Below are 21,933 nucleotides of genomic sequence, written 5' to 3'. Positions count from 1 at the left end.
ACCGTGGCCGCCGTCCGGACCCTCTGGGCAGCCCCGTAGTCACTTCGTAAGAACTCGGCGGCCCCCTGGGCTCTAGCTTCTGCGGCATGCAGATCGATGTGGTGCTTCCCTGCCTCGACGAGGCGGCGGCGCTGCCCTGGGTGCTCGGCCGCATGCCGGACGGCTACCGGCCCATCGTGGTGGACAACGGATCCACCGACGGGTCGGCCGAGGTCGCCGCCCGGCACGGCGCGCTCGTGGTGAGCGAGCCCAGGCCGGGCTTCGGCGCCGCCTGCCACGCGGGCCTGGAGGCGGCGACCGCCCCCGTCGTGTGTTTCATGGACGCCGACGCCTCCCTGGATCCCCGGCAGCTTCCGTACGTCGCGGAGGATGTGGTGCGCGGCGACTCCGACCTGGTGCTGGGCCGCCGCAGGCCCGTCACCGCGTCGGCCTGGCCCGCGCACGCCCGGCTGGGCAACCAGGTGCTCGCCTGGCGGCTGCGCCGCCGCACCGGCGCGCCCCTGCACGACCTCGGCCCGATGCGCGCCGCCCGCCGTACGGCGCTGCTGGACCTGGGCCTGCGGGACCGGCGGTTCGGCTACCCGCTGGAGATGGTGCTGCGGGCGAGCGAGGCGGGCTGGCGCATCGGCGAGGTCGACGTCGACTACCTGCCGCGGGTGGGCCACTCGAAGGTGACGGGGACGGTCCGCGGCACCGTGCGTACGGTGCGCGACATGTGGCGGGCGGCGTGACGCCGGCCACGGGCGGGGCCGCGGCGCAGCTCGTCGTGATCGCCAAGTCGCCCGTGCCGGGGGCAGTGAAGACCCGGCTCACGCCGCCGTACACGGCTCAAGAGGCCGCCGCGCTCGCGGAGGCGGCACTGCGCGACACCCTGTCGGCCGTCGCCGCCGCCCCCGCCGCGCGCCGGGTGCTGGCCCTGCTCGGCGAGCCGGGGCCCTGGCTGCCCGCAGGGTGCGACGTGGTCGCGCAGCGGGGCGGCGACCTGGCCGAACGGCTGACCGCCGCCTTCGCCGACGCGTGGACGGCCCTTCCCGTGCCGGTCGTGCTGATCGGCATGGACACGCCGCAGGTCACCCCCGCGCTGCTGAGCGAGGCGGTGCGGCTGCTGGACGGGCACGACGTCGTGGTCGGCCCGGCCTCCGACGGCGGGTTCTGGCTGCTCGGGCAGCGCACGCCCGATCCCGCCCTGCTGGACGGGCTGCCGATGTCCCGGCCCGACACGGGCGCGCTGCTGATGGAGCGGATCCGCGCCGCGGGCGTGCGGACCGCTCTGCTGCCCGAGCTGACCGACGTGGACACCGCCGCGGACGCGCACGCGGTGGCCGCGCGGATCCCCTCCTCGCGGTTCGCGGCGACGCTGGCCGCCCTCGGCGCGGACGTCCCCGCGTGATCGGCCCGCTCTACGCCGAGTCGCTGGACGGCGCGCGAGTCGAGGTCGAGTCGGCCGACGGCGGCACCTGGCCGCTGGAGGCGTGGCGCTGGCTCCACGACGCCGAAGGGGACGAGGCCATGCTCGCCCGCTGCGCCGACCCCACGCTCGACGTGGGCTCGGGACCGGGGCGGCTGACCGTGGCGCTGACGAGGCGCGGCGTGCAGGCGCTCGGCATCGACGTCACCCCCCGGGCCGTACGGCTCACCCGCCTGGCCGGCGGGCGTGCCCTCTGTCGCGACGTGTTCGGCCACGTGCCCGGAGCGGGCCGCTGGGGCACCGTGCTGCTGGCCGACGGCAACATCGGCATCGGCGGCGACCCCGACGCCCTGCTGCGCCGGGCCCGCGAGCTGCTGCGTCCCGGCGGCGAGGTCGTCGCCGAGCTCGACCCGCCCGGCGCCGCGACCCGTACGGAACGGGTGCGGCTGCGGCGGGAGGGCAGGGTCACCGGGTGGTTCGCCTGGGCGCGGGTCAGCGTGTCGGACATCGGGCCGCTCGCCGCACGCACCGGCTTCCGCCCCGTGGAGGTGTGGACCGAGGCCGGCCGCTGGTTCTCGGTCCTGGGCTGAGCTCCGCGCCCCTCCACGGCCGAGGCGGCTACCGGGTGGTGTTCCTGGAGGGCGGCTACGTGGTGCTCGCCCGGCCGTGACCGGCCGCCTCACGCGCGCACGTACGCGTGCGGGGTCGTGCCGAAGGCGTGCTTGAACGACTGGATGAACGCGCTGGGGCCGCTGTAACCGCACGCGGCGGCCGTCGAGGTCACCGACCGGCCGCCGGCCAGCAGGATGAGCGCGTGATGCAGCCGAAGCTGGGTGCGCCACTGCGGGAAGCTCATGCCGGTCTCCGCGCGGAACAGCCTGCTGAGCGTGCGTTCCGACGCGCCCACCACCGCGCCCAGCTCGGCGAGCGTACGGCCGTCCGCCGGATCGGCCTCCAGGATCGCGGCCACGTCGCGCAGCCGGGGATCGGACGGCGTCGGCAGGCACAGCGGCAGCGCCTCGACCTCGCGGAGCTGGTCGAGCAGCACGCGTTCGAGGTTGGCCCGCTGACCCGGCGTCGGCTCGTCGTCGCCGGTCAGGGCGACCACGATCTCCCGCAGCAGAGGCGTGATCGCCATGACCGTGGGCCGGTCCAGCCGCAGCGGGTTGACCGTCGGGCCGAAGAGCAGCGCCCGCATCTCGGTCGGCCCGTACGCCTCGTGCGCGTGCGCCACTCCCGCCGGGATCCACACGCCCCGATGCGGTGGCACCACCCAGTCGCCGATCGGCGTCGAGATCCGCAACACCCCGCGATGCGGATGGATGAGCTGGTGGGAGGCGTGGTCGTGCCAGTCGATGCGCTGACGGTGGGCCAGCGGCACGCGGGACGCGCCGCCGCCGGAGGGATGGCGGGTTGCCGACATGAATCGGCAGAATATCGCTAGTTCGCCGCCAGGGTCGTCCGGGATGCTCGACGGAGCCTCTCAAGGAGACGATCAGTGACACAGACATCCGTTCAGGCGCCGGCGGCGCGGGCGGCGTCCGCGTGGCGGCGCATGTGGCTGTGGGCTACGGCGCACGCCGTCGACGACCTCTACCAGGGACTCGTGCCGGCCTGCGTGCCCTACTTCGTGCTCGACCGGCACTACGGCTACGTGGCGGCCTCCGGGCTGACGATGGCCGCGGCCCTGGGCAGTTCGATTCCGCAGCCGTTCATCGGCCTGGCCGTCGACCGATTCCGCCTGGGCTGGCTCGCCGCCGCCGGTGTCGCGCTGGCCGGGCTCGGCCTCGGCCTGTCCGGGCTGGTGGAGCCCTACCCCGTGGTCTGGGCCCTCGTGCTGCTGTCCGGGCTCGGCGTGGCCATGTTCCACCCGGCGGCGGGCAAGGGGGCCAGAGAGACGGCGGGAGACAGCGCGACGGCGATGAGCGTCTTCGCGGCGGGCGGGAGCGTCGGCTTCTTCCTCGCGCCCGTGCTGGCCACGCCCGTCCTCATCGCGATGGGCGTCGGCGCCACGGTCCTGTTCATCCCACCGGCCCTGCTCGTCGCGTTCGCGCTGCTCCGGAACCGGCCCCCGGCCCGGGCGGGCGCGGCGGGCACGCGCGCGGGCACCGACAGGTGGGCGCCGTTCATGGTCCTCACCGGCATCGAGGTCGTCAGGTCGGTGACGTTCTTCGGCGTGCTCACCTTCATCGAGCTGTTCTGGATCAGGCATCTCGACGCCGGACGCGGCCTCGCGGGCGCGGCCCTGGCCTGCTTCCTGGTCGGCGGGGTCGCGGGCACCCTCCTCGGGGGACGCCTCGCCGACCGGATGGGACTCGTGCGGACCGTGCAGATCGGCGGCCTGCTCGCCATACCCGCGCTCGCCGGGCTGCGCCTGCTGCCGGGGCCCTGCCTGCCGATGCTGTTCGCCGTGCTCGCGGGCATCGCGGTCAACATCCCGTTCGCCGTGCTGGTGAAGCTGGGCCAGGACTACCTGCCCAACCGGCCGGGCACCGCCGCCGGTGTCACGCTCGGGCTCGGCGTGAGCGTCGGCGGGCTCGCCGCGCCGGTGCTCGGCGTCACGGCGGAGGCGTACGGCCCGCAGGGCGTCTTCACCGTCCTCTGTCTGGTGCCGATCGCGGCCGTGGCACTGGGACTGTTCCTCCCCCGCAGGTGATTCCTTCAGGTGTCCCTGCTCTAGTAGGTGTCCCTGCTCTAGGTGTCCCTGCTCGGGGTCGTCGCGGTTACGCCCGCCCGCGATCCCAGGGGGACGCCCGGCCGCCTTGCCTGAGCCTCAGCCTCAGCCTCCGCTGACGACGCCCGGCGTGGCGGCGAGCAGCAGGACGTCGATCCCGGCCGCACCGATCGCGGCGGCGAAGGGCGCCGCGGCCACGCGCCGGGCGAGCAGCAGACCGGCCGCGGCGCACGCGGCCACTCCGGCGAACGCGAGCCATCGGGCCGGGCCTGCCGGTCCCGGAGGCGCGACCACCAGCAGCGCCGACGCGGCCAGCAACGGCAGCGGCAGGACACGCCGCGCTCGGGCGGGGCCGAGACGCTGCGGCCAGCCCCGCACCCCCGTCGCGACGTCCGTCTCGATGTCGGGCAGCACGTTCGCGAGGTGCGCCGCGCAGCCGAGCAGCGCCGCGGCGAGTACGGCCCACCACGCCGGGGATGAGACCGGCGGTGAGACCGGCGGGGCGTGGCCGGGCGTTCCGGTCGTCACGAACACCGGCACCGCGCCGAACCCCGCCGCGTACGGCACCCACGAGGCCGCCGTGCCCTTGAGCCACAGGTTGTAGGCCCAGGCCGCGGCGACGGCGACCAGGTGCGTCACCCCGGCCACCACACCACAGGACAGCGAGAGCGGCACGCAGGCCACCAGTGCGGCGAACGCCGCGACGCGCACCGTGCGCGCGGACACCAGACCCGCCACGATCGGCTTGGACGTCCTGCCTGCCCCGGCGTCCCTGGCGGCGTCCACGGCGTCGTTGCACCAGCCCACGGACAGCTGACCGGTCAGCACGGCGAGAGCGGTCAGCACCGTCCCGGCCGGCCCCCACCCGGCGACCGCCACGAGCGCCGTGACCAGCGTCGTCACCGCCGCTGTCGGACCCGGGTGACACGCCCTGGCCAGCCCGGCCACCATACGCGCCACTGCGGCCACTCCCGCTGACCCGGCCGCGGTAGACGCCACCCCCGCCGCCCTGTTCGTCCTGGCGTCCCTGGTCATCGCGGCAGTTCCGGTCGCCTTGGGATCCCCGGCGGCCCCTTGGCCCTCGGCAGCCGCCTCGCTCCGGATGCCCTCCATGCCCTCGACACCCTCAGCGCCCTCGACGCTTTCGATGCCCGCGACACTCTCGATGCCCGCGACACTCTCGGTGCCCGCCGAGGAGGAGGCCGCGCGACGCGCGTCCTGGACCGGCACGGCGGCGCCCGCGCCGCTGCCGGCCGCCGCGTCCTCGGGCAGTTCCCCTGAACCGGTCACGTTTTGAGCGTAACGGGGCATCTACGACAGATCACGATCCGCACCGAAATGTATGCCGAGGCCCCCAACGGGCAAGAGGGAATTGTCACGGTTTTCGCCTGCACGAGGATGTGAGATGACGCGGATCGCGGCCGTCCACGGTGTCGTTCCCCCGCATCGCCACTCGCAGGCGGAGATCGCGGACGCGCTCGCGCGGGTCTGCCTTCCGCCTGGCGCCGATCGCCGGCTTCTCGACCGGCTGCACGCCGGCGCCCGGGTGGAGCACCGCAACCTGGTGCTGCCGCTCGACCAGTACGGCAAGCTCGACGGCTTCGGCGCGGCCAACGACCTGTTCATCGAGGCCGCGCTCGACCTGGGCGCGCAGGCCATAACGGGGGCGCTGGACGCGGCCGGGCTCACCCCGGCGGACGTCGACATGATCATGTGCACGTCGGTCACCGGCGTCGCCGCGCCGTCGCTGGACGCCAGGCTGGCCAACCGGATCGGGCTCCGCCCGGACGTGAAGCGGGTGCCGGTGTTCGGCCTCGGGTGCGTGGCGGGAGCGGCCGGAATCGCCCGGCTGCACGACTACCTGCGCGGCTGGCCCGGCCACGTGGCCGTGCTGCTCTCGGTCGAGCTGTGCTCCCTCACCTTGCAGCGCGACGACACCTCCACCGCCAACCTCGTGGCAGGCGCCCTGTTCGGAGACGGCGCCGCCGCCGTGGTCGCGTACGGGGACGAGCGCGAGCCGTTACCGGCGGATGCGGCCGGCCCGACGGTGGTGGGCACGCGCAGCCACCTTTATCCCGGCTCGGAACGCGTGATGGGCTGGGACGTCCGCGACACCGGCTTCCGCGTCGTGCTGGACGCCGGGGTGCCCGACGTGGTCCGCACCTATCTGGGCGACGACGTGCACGGGTTCCTCGCCGACCACGGCCTCACCGCGGACGACATCACCGCCTGGGTCTGCCATCCCGGCGGCCCCAAGGTGCTGGAGGCCGTCGCGGAGACGCTCGCGCTCCCGGACGGCGCGCTCGACCTCACCTGGCGTTCGCTGGCCACCAACGGGAACCTGTCGTCGTCCTCGGTGCTGCACGTGCTGCGCGACACCCTCGCGCTGCGGCCCCCGCCGCCGGGCACGCCGGGCATGCTGCTGGCGATGGGCCCGGGGTTCTGCTCCGAACTCGTCCTGCTGCGCTGGTAGGGAGAAGCCGTGTCGTCCTGGCCCGTGTCGTCCTGGCCCGTGTCGCCCTGGTATGTGCTGCTCATCGCGCTCGTCGCGGTTGAGCGCCTCGCCGAGCTGGTCGTCGCCCGCCGCAACGCCCGCTGGAGCCTCGGCCGGGGCGGCGTGGTGTACGGCAGGGGCCACTATCCCTGGATGGTCGCCCTGCACACCGGTCTGCTGGCCGGATGCCTGCTGGAGGTGTGGCTGGCGGACCGGCCGTTCGTCCCCGGTCTGGGCTGGCCGATGTTCGTGCTGGTCCTGGCCGCGCAGGGGCTGCGGTGGTGGTGCGTCACCACGCTCGGCCCCCAGTGGAACACGCAGGTCATCGTCGTGCCCGGTCTGCCGCTCGTACGGCGCGGGCCGTACCGGTTCGGGTGGCTGCGCCACCCCAACTACGTCGCGGTGGCGGTGGAGGGCGCGGCGCTGCCGCTCGTGCACTCCGCCTGGCTGACGGCGCTGGCCTTCACCCTGCTCAACGTGCCGCTCATGGCCGTACGCCTGCGCTGTGAGAACACCGCCCTCGCCACCGCGGCCACCGGCTCGGCCGCACCCGGCGCAGGGGCGGGGACCGCGGCGTGATCGACCTGCTGGTCGCCGGCGGCGGGCCCGCCGGGCTGGCCACGGCCATCCACGCGGCGCTGGCCGGAATGGAGACGGTCGTCGTCGAACCGCGGACCGGCCCGGTCGACAAGGCGTGCGGGGAGGGCCTGATGCCTACCGGCGCCGCCGCGCTGGCGGACCTCGGGGTGGAGATGCCGGACGGCAGGCCGTTCCGCGGCATCCGCTACGTGGACGGGCCCCACCGGGTGCAGGCGGAGTTCCGGGACGGCCACGGGCTGGGCGTGCGCCGCACGGCCCTGCACGCGGCGCTCGCCCTCCGCGCCCGGGACCTCGGCGTCCGCCTCGTGCCGGGCCGGGTGGACGCGGTGCACGCCGCTGATGAGGGCGTACGCGCCCGCGTGACAGGCGGCCCGGACCTGTGCGATCTGGAGCTGTGTGCCCCGGAACTGCGTGCTCCAGAACCGCGTGCTGCAGACTTGGGTGACCCGAAGCCGCGGTGGCCTGAATTGCACGGGTCCGAGCTGCACGGCCCGGAACTGCACCGGCCCGAACTGCGTGGCCGGGGACCATACGGCCCGGAGTCACGCGGCACGTCGGGTCTGGAGTTCCGTGCCGGAGAACCGTCCGGCAGGGAACCGTGTGTTCAGGAACCGCGTACGCGGGAACCGTACGGCCGGGAAGCAGGCGTCCGGGAACTGAGCGCGCGGTGGCTGGTCGCGGCCGACGGGCTGCACTCGCCGATCAGGACGCGGCTCGGGCTCGGCCTGCCGTCCGGCGGCCCCCGCAGATACGGCCTGCGCCGTCACTACCGGGTCGCGCCGTGGACGGACTTCGTGGAGGTGCACTGGGCGCCCGGCGGCGAGGCGTACGTCACCCCGGTGGGCGACGACCTGATCGGCGTGGCCGTGCTCAGCAGCGAACGGCGGACCTACGACGAGCACCTGGCGCGGTTCCCCGGCCTGCTCGCCCGGCTGGACGGCCCTCCCGCCACCCCCGTGCGCGGGGCCGGTCCGCTGCGCCAGCGGGTGCGGCGGCGGGTGGCCGGGCGGGTGCTCCTCGTCGGCGACGCCGCGGGCTACGTCGACGCGCTCACCGGTGAGGGGATCTCGCTCGCGCTGCTGTCGGCCCACGCGCTGGTCTCATGCCTGCGGGCGGGGCGCCCCGAGGAGTACGAGGCCGCCTGGCGGCGCCTGTCGTGGCGTTCCCGTCTGCTGACGGCCGCTCTGGTTGGGGCCAGGCGGCATCCTCCCGCGGCCCGGATGATCGTGCCCGCCGCGCGGCGCCTGCCCGTGGTGTTCGGGGCGGCGGTACGGGCGCTCGCCTGAGCGCCACGCTTTCCACACCTTCCCTCCAAAACGGGCACGGCTCCAGAATTGTTACAGCCGGATTCACAATTCGTGAAGGCCCGTTTTTAGGGCACCACCGGATAGCCCTATACGCGACGGCAATAGAACCTACTTCGACATTGACAAAGTAGCCATATTTCGTGACCGGTATGCAAAGATCTGGTGTATGTACCGAATGGCGAGGCCGATGTTACGGCAAGGATGACTGGAGGGTCGTCACTTGCCCCACGTGCAGAACGTCGTCCTGCTCACCCTGCTGGCTCTGCTCGGTACGCTCCCGATCGCCGCGCTGGTGGTCCTCGCGATGCGCCTGCGCCGGCTGCGCGCCACGCAGGCCGAGGCCGCGCGGCAGGCGGCGGCCGAAGCCCGCGAGCAGTTCGGCCGTGACGTGCACGACCTCGTGAGCAGCCGCCTGTGGCTGGCCACCCTGCGCAGCGAGCTCGCCTATCGCCTCGCGGACGACGACAGCCCCCTGCGACCGGCCCTGGCCGACGTGGTGCAGTCGATCCGCCAGGCGTCCGCCGACATCCGCAACGTGACCCGCTCCTTCCGTGACGTCTCGCTCGCCTCGGAACTGGCCAACGCGCGGGCCGTGCTCAGGGCGTACGGCGCCGGCTGCAGCGTCGAGGCCACCGAGGCGGAGCTGGGCGACGAGATCAGCGCGGTGTTCGCGATCATGGTGCGGGAGGCGGTGACCAACGTCCTGCGTCACAGCAGGGCGACCCTGTGCACGATCGAGATCGTCGTGCGGGGCGGCATGGCGACGCTCACCGTCTCCAACAACGGCGTCGATCCCTCCACGCCGCCCGGCGACGGCAGCGGACTGGACAACCTCCGCACCAGAGCGGCGGAGCTCGACGGCGTCGTGGGAACGGTCCTCGACCCGGACGGCTGGTTCCGCCTCATCGCCGAGATCCCCTGCAGGGGCGGGGACCGCCGCTGACACAGGCCGCGCTCACCGGCCGGGCGGCCCGGATCCGAAAGCACGACGCGCCGGCCTCCCCACGGCGACGCACCGCTCCGCATAGCAGCGCACAGGTCTCCGCATGTCGACGCGCGGGCCCTCCGCATAGCCAGGCGCGCCTCCGTATAAGCACGCGCGGGCCTCCACCCGGCGACGCACGGATCTCGCACAACCACGCGCGGGTCTACGCATAGCAGCGCGCGGGCCTCCGCATGCCGACGCTCGGGCCTGCCTGTCCGAACCCTCCACGTGCAGGCAGCGCGCATGCGCGTCGTGGACTTCTGGGCCCAGGCCCTTTATCCCTTCGCCGACCCGCCGCAGACCTCGGTCAGTGCGTTTGACCAGCCCCTTGACCGAATAGTCCATTAGGCCCCTTGATGACCGCAATGAAAAGCATCACCACCGACCCATGACGGCGTCACGGTTGTTATGTGCAGATTTCACATGGCGCAGTTGACGGGCGTAACTTGGCCCTTCTCTTTATTTCCGGAATTCTTTGACGTGACCGGCCTGAGGGGACATCTGGTGATTAGTAAGTACGAGATTTACTGCCTCGCAGATCCCTTGTTCTACGACACCCTCGACACCAAGCGCGAGGAGCATCCCGACTTCGCCATCGCCGCGCGGCCCGCTCCCGAGGGATGGGCGCACGCCGCGAGCGGGACCTGGCTCCACTACGCGCCGGCCGGCGCCACCCTGCCCACGCAGGGCTGGAAGATCCACATCTCCTCCTCCGTGCCGGAGGCGGAGCGGGTGATCGCGGCGGCCTGGGACTACTGCGTCCCCCGCGGACTGGCTTTCAAGTTCCTGCGCGGCCGGCGCGTGATGGCGATGCAGAACTCCAAGTACGCCTTCCGCGGGTCGAGCGGCAAGCTCGTCACCATCTATCCGGTGGACGAGGCCCAGCTTGAGCTGACGCTCAAGGAGCTCGCCGAGATCCTCGACGGCGTCGAGGGCCCGTACATCCTCAGCGACCTGCGTTACGGCGAAGGACCGCTGTTCGTCCGCTACGGCGGGTTCGCCGAGCGCCACTGCCTCGACGAGAACGGCGAGCGGGTCCTCGCGATCGAGAACGCCGACGGCGACCTCGTCCCCGACGTGCGTGGTCCCGCGTTCGCCCTGCCCTCCTGGGTGACCCTGCCCGTGTTCCTCGAACCCCACCTGGCCGCGCGCAACGCGGTGACGCTCGAAGGCGTGCCGTACGCGGTGGACGGCGTGCTGCACTTCTCCAACGGCGGCGGCGTCTACCTGGGGCACGACAGGCGCACCGGCGAGAAGGTGGTGCTCAAGGAGGCCCGCCCGCACGCCGGGCTGGACGTCGAGGGCCGCGACGCCGTCCCCCGCCTGCGGCACGAGGCCGCGATCATGGAGCGCCTGGCCGGCCTCGACGTCGTCCCGGCGCTGCGCGATTACTTCACCGTCGGCGAGCACCACTTCCTGGTGCAGGAGTACGTCGACGGCACCTCGCTCAGCCAGCTCATCGCCCAGAAGCACCCCCTCACGCGCGCCGACCGCACCCCCGCCATGGACGCGGACTACGCCGGGTGGGCCATCGGGATGCTCGCCAAGGTGCGGGCGGCGGTCTCGGCGCTGCACGAGCGCGGCGTGGTGTTCGGCGACCTGCACCCCTTCAACGTCCTGGTGGACGGCGACCGCGTGGTCCTGATCGACTTCGAGGTCTCCTCCCCCGTCGAGGAGCGCAGGCGACCGACGCTCGCCAATCCCGGCTTCGTGCCGCCGCGCGAGCTGGCCGGCGTCGCAGCCGACGAGTACGCGCTGGCCTGCCTGCACCTGGGCGTGTTCGCCCCGATGACCACCATGCTGCTGCAGCTCCACCGGCCCAAGGCCGCCCAGCTCGGCCGGCTGATCGTCGAGACGTTCCCGGTGCCGCCCGCGCTGATCGAGGGGGCCGTACGGACGATCCTCGGGCAGGATCCGCCCGCGCCGGAGCCGAGCCGGCTCCCCCGGCGGGCCCGGCTCACCCAGGGCTGGCCCGCCCTGCGGGAGGCGCTGGCGAAGGCGATCCTCGCCTCGGCGACGCCGGAACGCGACGACCGCCTGTTCCCCGGCGACATCGTCCAGTTCGAGCCCGGCGGTGGGGTGAGCCTCGCCAACGGCGCGGCGGGCGTCCTGTACGCGCTCGCGGCGACCGGGGCGGGACGCTTCCCCGAGCACGAGGAGTGGCTGCTCAGGCAGGCCGCCGAACCCGGCATCGGGCCCGGCTTCTACAACGGGCTGCACGGGGTGGCGTACGCGCTGGAGGCGCTCGGCCGCCGCGAGGACGCGCTCGACGTGGCGGAACGGTGCGCACGAGAGCCGGGGGAACAACGGCTGGACCTGAGTCTCTACCGCGGCCTGTCCGGCATCGGCCTCACCCTGATGCACCTGCACGACGCGACCGGCGAGCCGGAGTTCCGCGAGCGGGCCGCGCGCGTCGTGGCGCTGGTGGCCGACCGGCTCGGCGGCCCGGACGACGTGCCCGAGATCAGCGGCGGCAAGCACCCGCACGCGGGGCTGATGTACGGCTCGTCGGGGCCTGCCCTGATGTTCCTGCACGCCTACGAGCGCACCGGCGACCCCGGCCTGCTCGACCTCGCGGCCACCGCGCTGCGGCAGGACCTGCGCCGGTGCGTCGGCCGCGAGGACGGCCAGCTTCAGGTGCAGCAGGGCTGGCGGACCAACCCCTACCTCGACGAGGGGTCGGCCGGCATCGGCGTGGTGCTGGACCGCTACCTCGCCCACCGGCACGACGAGACCTTCGCCGAGTCGCTGGCCGCCATCCGGCCGGTCACGACACTGCCCTACTACATCCAGCCGGGGCTGTTCGCGGGCCGGGCCGGCATGATCGCCTGCCTGTCGTCCGGCTCGCGCCCCGACCCCGAGGCCGCCGCGGCGCAGATCGCCCGGCTGGCCTGGCACGAGCTTCCCTACCAGGGCGGGCTGGCCTTCCCCGGAGCCCAGTTGCTCCGGCTGTCCATGGATCTCGCCACCGGGAGCGCCGGCGTGCTGCTCGCGCTCGGCACCGCGCTGCACGACGAGCCGGTCCATCTCCCGTTCCTCGAACCCCCCGGACGGTCCCGGGCGCAGGGGCCCCTGCGCACCGCCGCCGGGTCGAACGTCCCGACCAGCCTCGAAAGGAGGTGAAACGCGCAATGGCGCTCCTCGACCTGCAGACCCTCGAGGCCCCCGGCGGTTACGGCGGTGGCCACGGCGGCGGCGGCAGCAACCTGAGCCTCCTGGCCTGCACCCCGCACGAGAACAGCAGCCTCAGCCTGCTCTGCGGCTGGTAACACGCTGACGACCTTCCGGTGAACACGAACGTCAGCCCCATCCCCGGCTGACGAAACCCATACAAGGAGATGTTCCAGATGGCGCTTCTCGACCTGCAGAACCTCGAGATCCCCGGCGGCCACGGCGGTGGCCACGGCGGCGGCAGCAACCTGAGCCTCCTGGCCTGCACCCCGCACGAGAACAGCAGCCTCAGCCTGCTCTGCGGCTGGTAACACGCTGAGGGAGTCCTGGGCGGTCGTCGCGGCCGCCCAGGCTTCCGCGTTTACGGCCCCGGCCGGTCGGCCGCGGGAGCCCCTCCCGTCCTGTCCGGCCTTTCACCCCTTTGGAGGATCCGGTGAGCTCTCGTCCGGCGGACCTGCTGATCGCGCGGGCCGTACGGCGCGGCGGCCCGTGGCTCGCCGTGCTCGCGGCGACGGCGCTGCTGGGCGCGGCGGCCGACCTGCTGCTCCCGGCGGCGCTCGGCCGCGCCGTCGACGTCGTGGTACGGATCCAGTCGCGAACGGGGGCGGGGCCAGGAGCGGAGACCGGGGCGGGATCGGGAGCGGGGGCCGGCGTGGGGGCGGGAGCGGGGGGTGAGGCCGCGTTCGGGCTCACCGGCCCGCTCGCGACCGCCGTGCTGCTGATCGCGCTGGTCGTCGCGTGCGACGCGCTGGGCGTGCTCGCGGCCGGGGTGAGCGGGGCGCGGGCCGCCCGGTGGCTGCGCTCCCGGGTGGTGGCTCACACCCTGTCCGTCGGCGCCGGCATGACCCGGCACCTCGCGCCGGGCGAGATCGTCACCCGCGCCGGGGTGAACGTGGAGGAGGCCGGGCGGACCCCCGAGGCGGTGGTCACCGCGGCCACGCTCGTCGTTCCCGCGGCCGGCAGCGTCGTCGCCCTCGCGCTGATCGACCCGTGGCTCGCCGTCACGCTGGTGGCCGGCCTGCTCCTGATCGTCGCCGTGCTCCGCGCGTTCATGCGCAGGACCACGGCGGCCTCCGGCGGCTACCAGCAGGCCCAGGGAGAGATCGCGGGCATGCTGGTGGGCGCGCTCGCCGGGGCCCGCACCATCACCGCCGCCGGAACCGAGGACCGGGAGGCGGCGCGTGTGCTCGCCCCGCTCCCCCGCCTGCGCGCCCACGGCCTGGCGCTGTGGCGGCTGCAGGCGCGGGCCGGTGTCCAGGCCGCCGTCGTCGTCCCGCTTCTGGAGATCGCCGTGCTCGCCGCCGGCGGGCTGCGCCTGTCGGCAGGCGGCCTCACCGTCGGGGAACTGCTCGCCGCCGCGCGCTACGTCGTGCTCGGGGCGGGTCTGGGGTCGGCGCTCGGCTACGCGGCACGCATCGCCCGCGCCCGGTCGGCCGCCCAGCGCCTGGAGGAGCTGTTCGCCGTGCCGCCCCCGGCGTACGGGGACCGGCCGCTGCCGCCGGGCCCGGGCACGCTGGAACTGCGTGACGTGACCGTACGGGCCGACGGCACACGGCTGCTGAGCGGTGTCAGCCTGGTCGTGCCGGGCGGCACGTGCACGGCGGTGGTGGGCCGCTCGGGCTCGGGCAAGTCGTCGCTGGCCGCCGTCGCGGGCCGGCTCGTCGATCCCGAACGCGGCGCGGTCCTGCTCGACGGCGTGCCCCTGCGCGAGATCGGCCGCGAGCCGCTGCGCCGCGCCGTCGGATACGCGTTCGAGCGGCCCGCGCTGTTCGGCGAGACGCTGGCCGAGGCCGTCGCCTTCGGCCTCCCCCCGGGGGACGGCACCGCGCACAGTACGGCGCGCAGCAGGGACAAGGCGCGCACCGAGAACGCGACGCGCAGCAGGGACACGGCGCGCACCGAGAACGCGGCGCGGGCGGCCGCCGTCGCCGCCTGCGCCGACGTCTTCATCCGGCGGCTGCCGCACGGGTACGCCACCCCGGTCGCCGAGGCGCCGATGTCCGGGGGCGAGGTCCAGCGGATCGGCCTGGCCCGCGCGTTCGCCCAGGCCGGCCGGCTGCTGATCCTGGACGACGCCATGTCGAGCCTCGACACGGTGACCGAGCGGCAGGTCGGGCGGGCGCTCACCGGGAGCCTGTCCGGCCGCACCCGGCTGGTGGTGGCCCATCGCGTGACGACGGCGGCCCAGGCCGACCAGGTCGTGTGGCTGGAGGACGGACGGGTCCGCGCGACCGGCACGCACGAGCGACTGTGGCACGACCCCGGCTACCGCGCGGTCTTCCGCGCCGAGGACGCCTCGTGAAGCGCCGCGCACCCGGCGGGGCCGACGCGCGGCGTCACGACACCCACGCCCCGGCCCCCGCTGCCCCTGCCGCACGGACCACACCCACCGGACCCACCGGACCTGCCGCACCAGCCACCCACAACGAGGCGGGCGGCGCCCTCGATGGCGCGGAGGCGCGGCGGGTGCTCACGCGGGCGCTGTTGCGCGCGCCCTCCCGGCTGGTGTGGCTGGCCTGCTGGTCGGTGGCGGAGACCCTGCCCGCGCTGACCGGCGGGTATGCGATCGCGCGGGCCGTGGACGACGGCTTCGCCGCGGGGCGGCCCGGCACCGGCCTGATCTGGCTGGGCGTGCTCGCCGCCGCGTGGGGGGTGGCCGCGCTGGCGGCCCGGCAGGTGCTGCTGCTCATCGCGGGGATCGTCGAGCCGTTCCGCGATGACCTGCTGGAACGCGTGGTGACCGGGGCGCTGCGGGCCGGGCGGGGCGGCGACAGCGCGGCCGTCGCCCGGATGAACCACCAGGTCGAGCTGGCCAGGGACGCCTTCGGCGCGATCATCACGGTGGTCAGGACCTTCGTGTTCACGCTGGCCGGGGTGGCGGTGGGGCTGACGACCCTGGCCGCCGAGGTCGTGCCGCTGGTGCTGGCTCCGGTGGCCCTGGGGCTCGGCCTGTTCCTCGTCTCCCTGCCCGCCCTGGCCCGGCGTCAGCGCGAGTTCATCGTCGCCGACGAGCGTACGGCCGCCGCGGTGGCCGCGATGGCGGGCGGCCTGCGGGACGTGACCGCCTGCGGCGGCGAGGCGCGCGTCGCGGCGAGCGTCGGGCGGGAGATCTCCCGGCAGGCGGGGGCCGCACGGGCGCTGGCCCGGGTGACGGCGTCGCGGACGCTGTCGCTGGCGGTGGGCGGGTGGCTGCCGGTGGTGCTCCTGCTGGCGGGCGCGCCCTGGCTGGTGCGCCAGGGGGTGACCGGAGGGGTGATCCTCGGCGCGCTGACCTACGTGATGCAGTCGCTCTCCCCCGCGCTCGGCGGCCTGGTCCAGGGCCTCGGGGTGAGCGGGATCCGCCTGGCCGTCACACTGGAGCGAATCCTGCACGCGCCCGGCCCGCCCGTGCCGCACGGCGACCGGGAGCCCGGCGGGGTCCGGCTGGAGCTGCGCGGCGTGCGCTTCGCCTACGGCGAGCCGGGGCACAAGGCCCCCGAGCCGGTGATCGACGGGCTGGACCTCGACGTGCCCGAGGGCGACCACCTGGCCGTCGTCGGCCCGAGCGGCATCGGCAAGTCCACGCTGGCCGCGCTCGTCGCCGGCCTGCTGACCCCGGACGACGGCGAGGTCCTCGTCGGAGGTGTCCCGGCCACACAGGTCAGTCCGGCCGCCCGCGCGCTGATCCCCCAGGAGGCGTACGTCTTCCCCGGCACCCTGGCGGAGAACCTGACGTACCTCGCGCCGGGCACGCCTCCCGATCGGGTGGACGAGGCGGTGGCGGCGTTCGGGCTGACGGAGCTCGCGCGGCGCACCGGAGGCGGCCCGCTCGACCCGGCCGAGCTGTCCGCGGGCGAACGGCAGCTCGTCGCGCTGGCGAGGACCTACCTGTCCCCCGCCCGTCTGGTCGTGCTCGACGAGGCGACCTGTCATCTCGATCCGGCGGCGGAGGCGCGGGCGGAGGCGGCCTTCGCGGCGCGGCCGGGAACGGTGATCGTCGTGGCGCACCGGATCTCCTCGGCCCTGCGGGCCCGGCGGGTGCTCGTCATGGACGGCACGCGCGTCCGGCTCGGCACGCACGAGGAGATGGTGGCCTCATCCCCGCTGTACGCCGGCCTGGTGGGCCACTGGGAGGGCCCGGGGAGGCTACCGGCGGGGGCGGTAGCGCAGGATGCCGAGATCCCGGCCGGGCGCGGGCCACAGCCAGCCGCACTCGGAGGCGATCTGGATCGCCTCGACGCGTGAGCGGGCGCCGACCTTGGTGATGATGCGGGACAGGTAGTTGCGGACCGTGCCCCGCGACAGCGACAGGCGGTCGGCGATCTCTCCCACGGTGGCGCCGCCGGCCGCGCTCTCCAGGACGTCGAGCTCGCGGGCGGTCAGCGGGTTGCTGTCGGCGTCGAGCGCGGCCACCGCGAGCTCGGGGTCGATGACCCGTTCCCCCTTCGACACGCGGCGGATGCAGTCCACGAGGTGGCCCGGCGAGGCGTCCTTCACGACGAAGCCGCGCACGCCGGCGTCCAGCGCCTTGCGCAGCGCCATGGGCGTCCCGAGCCCGGTGAGGACGACGGTCTTGCAGGAGGGCAACCGGCGGTGCAGTTCGGCCGCCGCGGTGATGCCGTCGACACCGGGCATCCCGATGTCGAGCACCGCGACGTCGGGGCGCCGCAGGCAGCCGAGCCTGACGATGTCCTCGCCCTTGTCCGCCTCGGCCACCACCTCGAGGTCGTCCTCGCTCGACAGCAGAGCGACCAGCGCCTTGCGGATGAGGTGCATGTCCTCGGCGAGCATCAGTCGGATCAAACCAGACCCCCCTACACGCGATGCGAGCGGACGCTCGCCGTTGGTGACCGCGGCGCCCCACTCACTATGAGGGTTCCGCGCGCACGCCGGGACCTCTCTACCCGAACTGTCACCTTTAATCAGGAAGCGCGTCAGAGAACAACCGACGCCCGGCCCCCTTCACGGGGAACCGGGCGTCGCGGTCGGGGTTTCTAGTGGCGCACGACCTTCACGTAGTCGGTCGCCTGGGAACCCTTGAGCCCGTGGCCGCCGTCGAACCGCACCGCCCAGGTGCCGGAGCGGAAGGCCCGGACCTTGGTGGCGAAGTCGCCGTCACCGGCGGTCTTGACGGAGTTGACGTACTGCCACTTGTGGGAGCCGGAGGGCTGGAAGTAGACCTTCACGGTCTGCGAGCCCAGCCAGTGCCAGCTGTTCCAGTAGTTGTTGCTGTCGGAGCAGAAGCGGGCGCCGCCACGGCGGCCGGTGAAGTCGTTCCACCCGTAGTACCAGTCACCCCAGCACTGCGCGACCTGCAGCGTGCCCTTGAGGGTGAGCGAGCGGCCCTTGCGGACCGGCTCGGGCGTGGCGTCGAAGCCGGCGATGCGGGTCGCCTTCGGACCCGTCGGGCGCGGCGCGTGCGACACCTTGCGCTTCACCGTGAAGCTGCGGTCGGTGGTGTACTTCTTGCCGTCGAGGCCGACGGCCACGACGTGCACCTTGTAGGTGCCGGCGCGGTCGTTCCAGTCGAAGCTCCACGTCCGCGAGGTGTGGTCGAGCTTCGGACCGTTGTGACCGCTCTTCTGCTTGCCGAACCAGTGGTTGCCGCCGTGGCCGCCGTGACCGACCCCGGGACCCCACAGGTCGATGTCCACGCTCTGGACGTCCTTGGTCGTGACCCGGGCGGTGACCTGGGCGGACCGGCCCTTGCTCACCACGACCACGTTCGGGCTCACGTCGACCGACAGGATGCGCGGGTCGGGCTTGTACGGCTTGTGGAAGTCGGGCTGGTGGGAGTCCGGCTTGTGCGGCTTGTTGAAGGTGTGCCCAGCGGAGGGGCTCGGCGTGGGCGTCGACGTGGGCGCGACAGTGTCCGCGTACGCGGGCGCAGTCGCGAGCGCCGTGGCGCCCATGGCGACCGCTACCAGGGTGGTAGCAGCTCGTTTCACCATGAGGGTCATTCCTCTCCCCGTTCAGGAACGCACCCCCGGTTTGGGGTACGCCACCTGTCATAGACGTCAAAAGAGAGAGAAAAGTTGCCGCACATCTTCGGAAAAGTGATTACAAAATCATAACGTCCCTTACGTCTTCTTTATACTTTTTGTGATACGTGAGGCTGGTCACGCCTCTCGTTGTGCGCTGGTCTCGGCGGCGTACCGGGGTGTGCCCGCGTACTCGGCACGCCAGGAGCCCTCGCCGTCCGCACGGACCTTCGCGTTGAACCAGCCGTCCTCGCGGGTGACCGCCTCCCCGACGGTCTTCCAGCGGGACGACCCTTCGGGGCGGAACCGGATCGTGACCCGCTGCCCGGCGAAGGGCCGGTAGTCCACCTTCCCGCCGGGGCCCACCCGCAGCAGCGTCCCGGTGACGCGCACGCTGTTCCCCTCACGGGCCACCTTGAGCCCCTCGATCTGGGTCTCCCTGCGCAGGTTGAAGCCCGCGTGGGCCACGGCCCGTTCGCCCCGCGCGTTCACCGCGGTCGCGGTGACCGTCCAAGGGCCGTGCGGATACCACCGCGACAGGGCCTTGTCGGGGAGGAACCGCCAGGTCTCCCACTCCCCGGACGACATCCGCCGGACCGGCCGGCCGTCGCGCGACGCGCCCGTCATCCTGGGCACCACGGCGGACGCCAGCCCGCCCAGGCCCGGCAGGGGCACGCCTGCGGGCACACCGACCGGCACGGCACCGGGCACGGCGCCGCCCGGGGGGACCATCGGGTCCTGGGAGGCGGACGGCACCGGAACGGCGTCGCCTGACGGCGGCGAGGGCGTGACGTCCGGCTCGGGCTCCTCACCCGGCTCGTCGCCATCCGCGGGGGCGCGGCCGGGCTCCAGGACGACGGAGACGCGGTCCGCGCCGCGTGCGACCACGTCGACGACCAGCCGCACCGACCCGCTCGGGCCGACCACGGGGTCGGACGGGCGCACCACGATCGAGCGGATGGCCAGGTCGCCGGAGGCGGGGGCCGGCGCGGCGGCCGCCGCCGTCGTCGCGGGCGAAAGGACCAGCGTCGCGAGCAGAGGGCTCATCATGCCCCGTGACCGTACGCACGCCCGCGGGCCGTCCCGCCCCCGACACACTCCCGGCCCGGTAAAAAATCGGCCCGGTGAAAAACCGGCACGGTGAAAAACCGGCACGGTGAAAAACCGGCACGGTCAGCCTGCCCGGAGACCGGCCCCGGAGACCGGCCCGGAAGATCGGCCCCGAAGACCGGCCCCGAAGACCGGCACGGCCCATCCGGCACGCTGCATCCGGCCCGGCGAGACTCTGGTGCGCCGGCGATCGGCACCGCGACCTCCGCGCCGTACAGGTCCGGCCCGGTGACGATCCCGCACGGCGAGGCCCCGGCGCTGTGCGGGCTCGGCCCCGCATGGCCGCGGTGTCGCGCGGATCCGGCCCGGCGGGAGCCCGCCGCGTGGTCAGCCGGTCGTGTACAGCTCCTCGATCACCTCGGCATACCGGGCGTGGACGACCCGGCGCTTGAGCTTGAGGCTGGGGGTGAGCTCCGCGGTCTCGGCCGTCCACTCGACGGGCAACAGCCGCCACCGCTTGACCTGCTGCACCCGGGCGAGCTTGCGGTTGGCCGCCTCGACCGCCGCCTCGATCTCCTTGAGCACGTCCGGATGCGCGGCCAGGTCGGCCAGGGAGTCGAAGGCGATGCCCCGCGCCCGCGCCCACTCGGGGGCCACCTCGCCGTCCAGGGTGAGGATCGCCACGGGATAGGGCCTGCGGTCGCCGTACGCGAGGGCCTGGCCGATGAGCGGGTGCTCCTTCAGGTGGCCCTCGATGGCGGCCGGGGAGACGTTCTCCCCGCCGGAGGTGATGAACAGCTCCTTCTTCCGGTCGACGATGCGGACGAAGCCGTCCTCGTCGATCGACCCCACGTCGCCGGTGTGCAGCCAGCCGTCGTCGTCGAGGAGCTCGGCGGTCGCCTCCGGCAGGCCGAGGTAGCCCCGGGTGTTGAGCGGGCTGCGGGTGAGGATCTCGCCGTCCTCGGCGATCCGCACCTCCACGCCCGGCTCGGCCCGGCCCACCGTGCCGAGTTTGAAGACCTCGGGCGTGTTGCCGGTGAAGGCTCCGGTCGTCTCGGTCATGCCGTACACGTCGATGACCTTGAGGCCGAGGCCGGCGAAGAACCGCTGCACCTCTTCCGGCATCGGCGCGGCGGCGGTCGCGCACCAGCGGGCCTGGTCGAGCCCGATCAGGCTGCGGACGATCGACAGCAGCGCCGCGTCGGCCTGCTCGTACGCCTCGCGCACCTCGGGCGTGACCGTGTGGCCGTGCTGCTGCCCCTCGACGTACGCGAGCCCGGCGGCCATCGCGGCCCGCACGTTCTCCTGCTGCTCGGGCGGCTGGGTGGCGAGCAGGGCCTGCAGCCGGGCCATCATCTTCTCCCAGACGCGGGGGACGCCGAAGAACAGCACCGGGTGCACCTGGCCGAGCGTGGCGCCGAGGTTGGCCAGGTCCGTGCAGAAGTGGACGTGGTTGACCTTGACCAGCGGCAGATAGAGGCTCAGCACCCGCTCGGCGATGTGGGCGTAGGTGAGGTAGGAGATCTGCGTGCTGCGCATGGGCAGGTCGATCATGCGCTGGGTCGCGACGAGCTCGAACAGCACGTTCGTGTGCGTCAGCGGGACGCCCTTGGGGTTGCCGGTCGTCCCCGAGGTGTAGAGGACGGTCAGCGTGTCCTCCGGGGTCACCGCCTGCCAGCGGGCGTCCACCGCGGCCGGGTCGGCGGCCAGTGCATCGGCGCCGAGCTCCAGGAACGCCTCCCAGCTCAGGAAGCGCTCGTCGCCCTCGGGGGCGGCGCCCTCCAACAGGATGATCTTCGTGAGCGCGGGCAGCTCGCCGAGCACCGGCTCCCAGCGGGCCAGGTCGGCCGGGCCGCCGAGCACCGCGATCCGCGCCCCGACGTCGCGGGCGACGTACGCGACCTGCTCGGGGGCGAAGGTCGCGTAGATCGAGCAGGGGACGCCGCCCGCGTGGACGGCCCCGAGGTCGGCGAGCACGTGCTCGCTGCGGTTGACCAGCATCAGCGCGACGGAGTCGCCCGGCCGCAGGCCCAGCGCGGTGTAGCCGGCGGCGATCCGCAGCACCCTTTCGCGCGCCTCGGCGTAGGTCAGGGTCGTCCAGCCGTCGCCGGTGGGATCGGAGTAGGCGGGCGCGTCCGGATGCTCCTGCGCGGCCCACCTGAGCTGCTCGCATACCGTCCTGCCGGCGATCTCCTGCTCGATCGCGGCCCGCTCCTCAAGTACGCCGGACATCGCGCCTCCCAACGGGTATTCCGCACGCGTGGCATGCATCGCACCACACGGG

Annotated in this window: 19 protein-coding genes; 13 read left to right on the top strand and 6 right to left on the bottom strand. The window is 73.8% G+C overall.

The window, feature by feature from the left end; all coding sequences use genetic code 11:
* Positions 1-86 precede the first annotated feature (86 nt).
* From FLV34_RS05035 to FLV34_RS05025, 3 genes are read left to right on the top strand one after another with little or no spacing between them, the layout of a single operon-like run.
* Entirely contained in the window at positions 87-731 is a 645-nt protein-coding gene (locus FLV34_RS05035) for a glycosyltransferase family 2 protein (protein WP_185948966.1), read from the top strand.
* Positions 728-1,390 carry a TIGR04282 family arsenosugar biosynthesis glycosyltransferase gene (locus tag FLV34_RS05030; protein WP_147942482.1) on the top strand — a complete coding sequence of 221 codons (663 nt, stop codon included), beginning with the start codon at positions 728-730 and terminating at the stop codon, positions 1,388-1,390. Before FLV34_RS05035 ends, FLV34_RS05030 begins: the two co-directional genes overlap by 4 nt.
* Entirely contained in the window at positions 1,387-1,998 is a 612-nt protein-coding gene (locus FLV34_RS05025) for a methyltransferase domain-containing protein (RefSeq protein ID WP_221889909.1), read from the top strand. Before FLV34_RS05030 ends, FLV34_RS05025 begins: the two co-directional genes overlap by 4 nt.
* Positions 1,999-2,087: 89 nt before the next feature.
* Here the strand turns inward: FLV34_RS05025 and FLV34_RS05020 are convergent, their stop codons facing one another.
* On the bottom strand, positions 2,088-2,831 hold the full coding sequence (locus tag FLV34_RS05020; RefSeq protein WP_147942481.1) for a helix-turn-helix domain-containing protein: 744 nt from the start codon (positions 2,829-2,831) through the stop codon (positions 2,088-2,090).
* A gap of 75 nt (positions 2,832-2,906) precedes the next feature.
* Here FLV34_RS05020 and FLV34_RS05015 point away from each other — a divergent pair, with 75 nt between their 5' ends.
* On the top strand, positions 2,907-4,064 hold the full coding sequence (locus FLV34_RS05015; protein WP_261985663.1) for an MFS transporter: 1,158 nt from the start codon (positions 2,907-2,909) through the stop codon (positions 4,062-4,064).
* A 123-nt stretch (positions 4,065-4,187) separates the two neighbouring features.
* On the opposite strand, the gene FLV34_RS05010 is transcribed toward FLV34_RS05015, so the two are convergent.
* Positions 4,188-5,372 (bottom strand): UbiA family prenyltransferase, encoded by a 1,185-nt coding sequence (locus FLV34_RS05010; RefSeq protein ID WP_261985662.1) that lies wholly within the window; start codon positions 5,370-5,372, stop codon positions 4,188-4,190.
* A 115-nt stretch (positions 5,373-5,487) separates the two neighbouring features.
* On the opposite strand from FLV34_RS05010, the gene FLV34_RS05005 reads away from it, so the two are divergent.
* The 9 genes from FLV34_RS05005 (at position 5,488) to FLV34_RS04965 (ending at position 16,863) form a co-directional block, all read left to right on the top strand.
* Entirely contained in the window at positions 5,488-6,555 is a 1,068-nt protein-coding gene (locus tag FLV34_RS05005; protein ID WP_142647435.1) for a type III polyketide synthase, read from the top strand.
* A gap of 9 nt (positions 6,556-6,564) precedes the next feature.
* Positions 6,565-7,155 (top strand): isoprenylcysteine carboxyl methyltransferase family protein, encoded by a 591-nt coding sequence (locus FLV34_RS05000; RefSeq protein ID WP_260617233.1) that lies wholly within the window; start codon positions 6,565-6,567, stop codon positions 7,153-7,155.
* Positions 7,152-8,462, top strand: a complete 1,311-nt coding sequence (locus FLV34_RS04995; RefSeq protein WP_261985661.1) for an NAD(P)/FAD-dependent oxidoreductase — start codon at positions 7,152-7,154, stop codon at positions 8,460-8,462. Before FLV34_RS05000 ends, FLV34_RS04995 begins: the two co-directional genes overlap by 4 nt.
* A 250-nt stretch (positions 8,463-8,712) precedes the next feature.
* Entirely contained in the window at positions 8,713-9,426 is a 714-nt protein-coding gene (locus tag FLV34_RS04990) for a sensor histidine kinase (protein WP_260617243.1), read from the top strand.
* Between the two features lie 546 nt (positions 9,427-9,972).
* On the top strand, positions 9,973-12,591 hold the full coding sequence (gene lanKC, locus FLV34_RS04985; protein WP_147942480.1) for a class III lanthionine synthetase LanKC: 2,619 nt from the start codon (positions 9,973-9,975) through the stop codon (positions 12,589-12,591).
* Positions 12,588-12,737, top strand: coding sequence for a SapB/AmfS family lanthipeptide (locus FLV34_RS04980; protein WP_142647438.1), 150 nt, complete (start codon positions 12,588-12,590; stop codon positions 12,735-12,737). The genes lanKC and FLV34_RS04980 overlap by 4 nt, the downstream gene beginning before the upstream one ends.
* Positions 12,738-12,806: 69 nt before the next feature.
* Positions 12,807-12,950: a SapB/AmfS family lanthipeptide gene (locus tag FLV34_RS04975; RefSeq protein WP_261985660.1), complete on the top strand. Its 144-nt coding sequence runs from the start codon at positions 12,807-12,809 to the stop codon at positions 12,948-12,950.
* Positions 12,951-13,072: 122 nt separating this feature from the next.
* Positions 13,073-14,941 carry an ABC transporter ATP-binding protein gene (locus tag FLV34_RS04970; protein ID WP_147942479.1) on the top strand — a complete coding sequence of 623 codons (1,869 nt, stop codon included), beginning with the start codon at positions 13,073-13,075 and terminating at the stop codon, positions 14,939-14,941.
* The gene (locus FLV34_RS04965; RefSeq protein WP_261985659.1) at positions 14,938-16,863 is read left to right on the top strand and encodes an ABC transporter ATP-binding protein; all 1,926 of its coding nucleotides are present in this window, start codon (positions 14,938-14,940) and stop codon (positions 16,861-16,863) included. The genes FLV34_RS04970 and FLV34_RS04965 overlap by 4 nt, the downstream gene beginning before the upstream one ends.
* Here FLV34_RS04965 and FLV34_RS04960 read toward each other — a convergent pair.
* From FLV34_RS04960 to FLV34_RS04945, 4 genes are all read right to left on the bottom strand, one after another.
* On the bottom strand, positions 16,765-17,421 hold the full coding sequence (locus FLV34_RS04960) for a DNA-binding response regulator (RefSeq protein ID WP_142647440.1): 657 nt from the start codon (positions 17,419-17,421) through the stop codon (positions 16,765-16,767). The genes FLV34_RS04965 and FLV34_RS04960 overlap by 99 nt on opposite strands.
* 191 nt (positions 17,422-17,612) lie before the next feature.
* Positions 17,613-18,569 (bottom strand): hypothetical protein, encoded by a 957-nt coding sequence (locus FLV34_RS04955; RefSeq protein ID WP_142647441.1) that lies wholly within the window; start codon positions 18,567-18,569, stop codon positions 17,613-17,615.
* Positions 18,570-18,737: 168 nt separating this feature from the next.
* Positions 18,738-19,649: a hypothetical protein gene (locus FLV34_RS04950; RefSeq protein ID WP_147942478.1), complete on the bottom strand. Its 912-nt coding sequence runs from the start codon at positions 19,647-19,649 to the stop codon at positions 18,738-18,740.
* Positions 19,650-20,036: 387 nt separating this feature from the next.
* Complete coding sequence (locus tag FLV34_RS04945) at positions 20,037-21,881, bottom strand: long-chain fatty acid--CoA ligase (RefSeq protein ID WP_142647443.1); 1,845 nt, start codon at positions 21,879-21,881, stop codon at positions 20,037-20,039.
* Between the last annotated feature and the right edge of the window lie 52 nt (positions 21,882-21,933).

It is taken from the genome of Microbispora sp. CSR-4, assembly GCF_008033685.1.
Classification (GTDB): Bacteria; Actinomycetota; Actinomycetes; order Streptosporangiales; family Streptosporangiaceae; genus Microbispora.
This window is presented reverse-complemented; position numbering and strand designations above follow the sequence as displayed.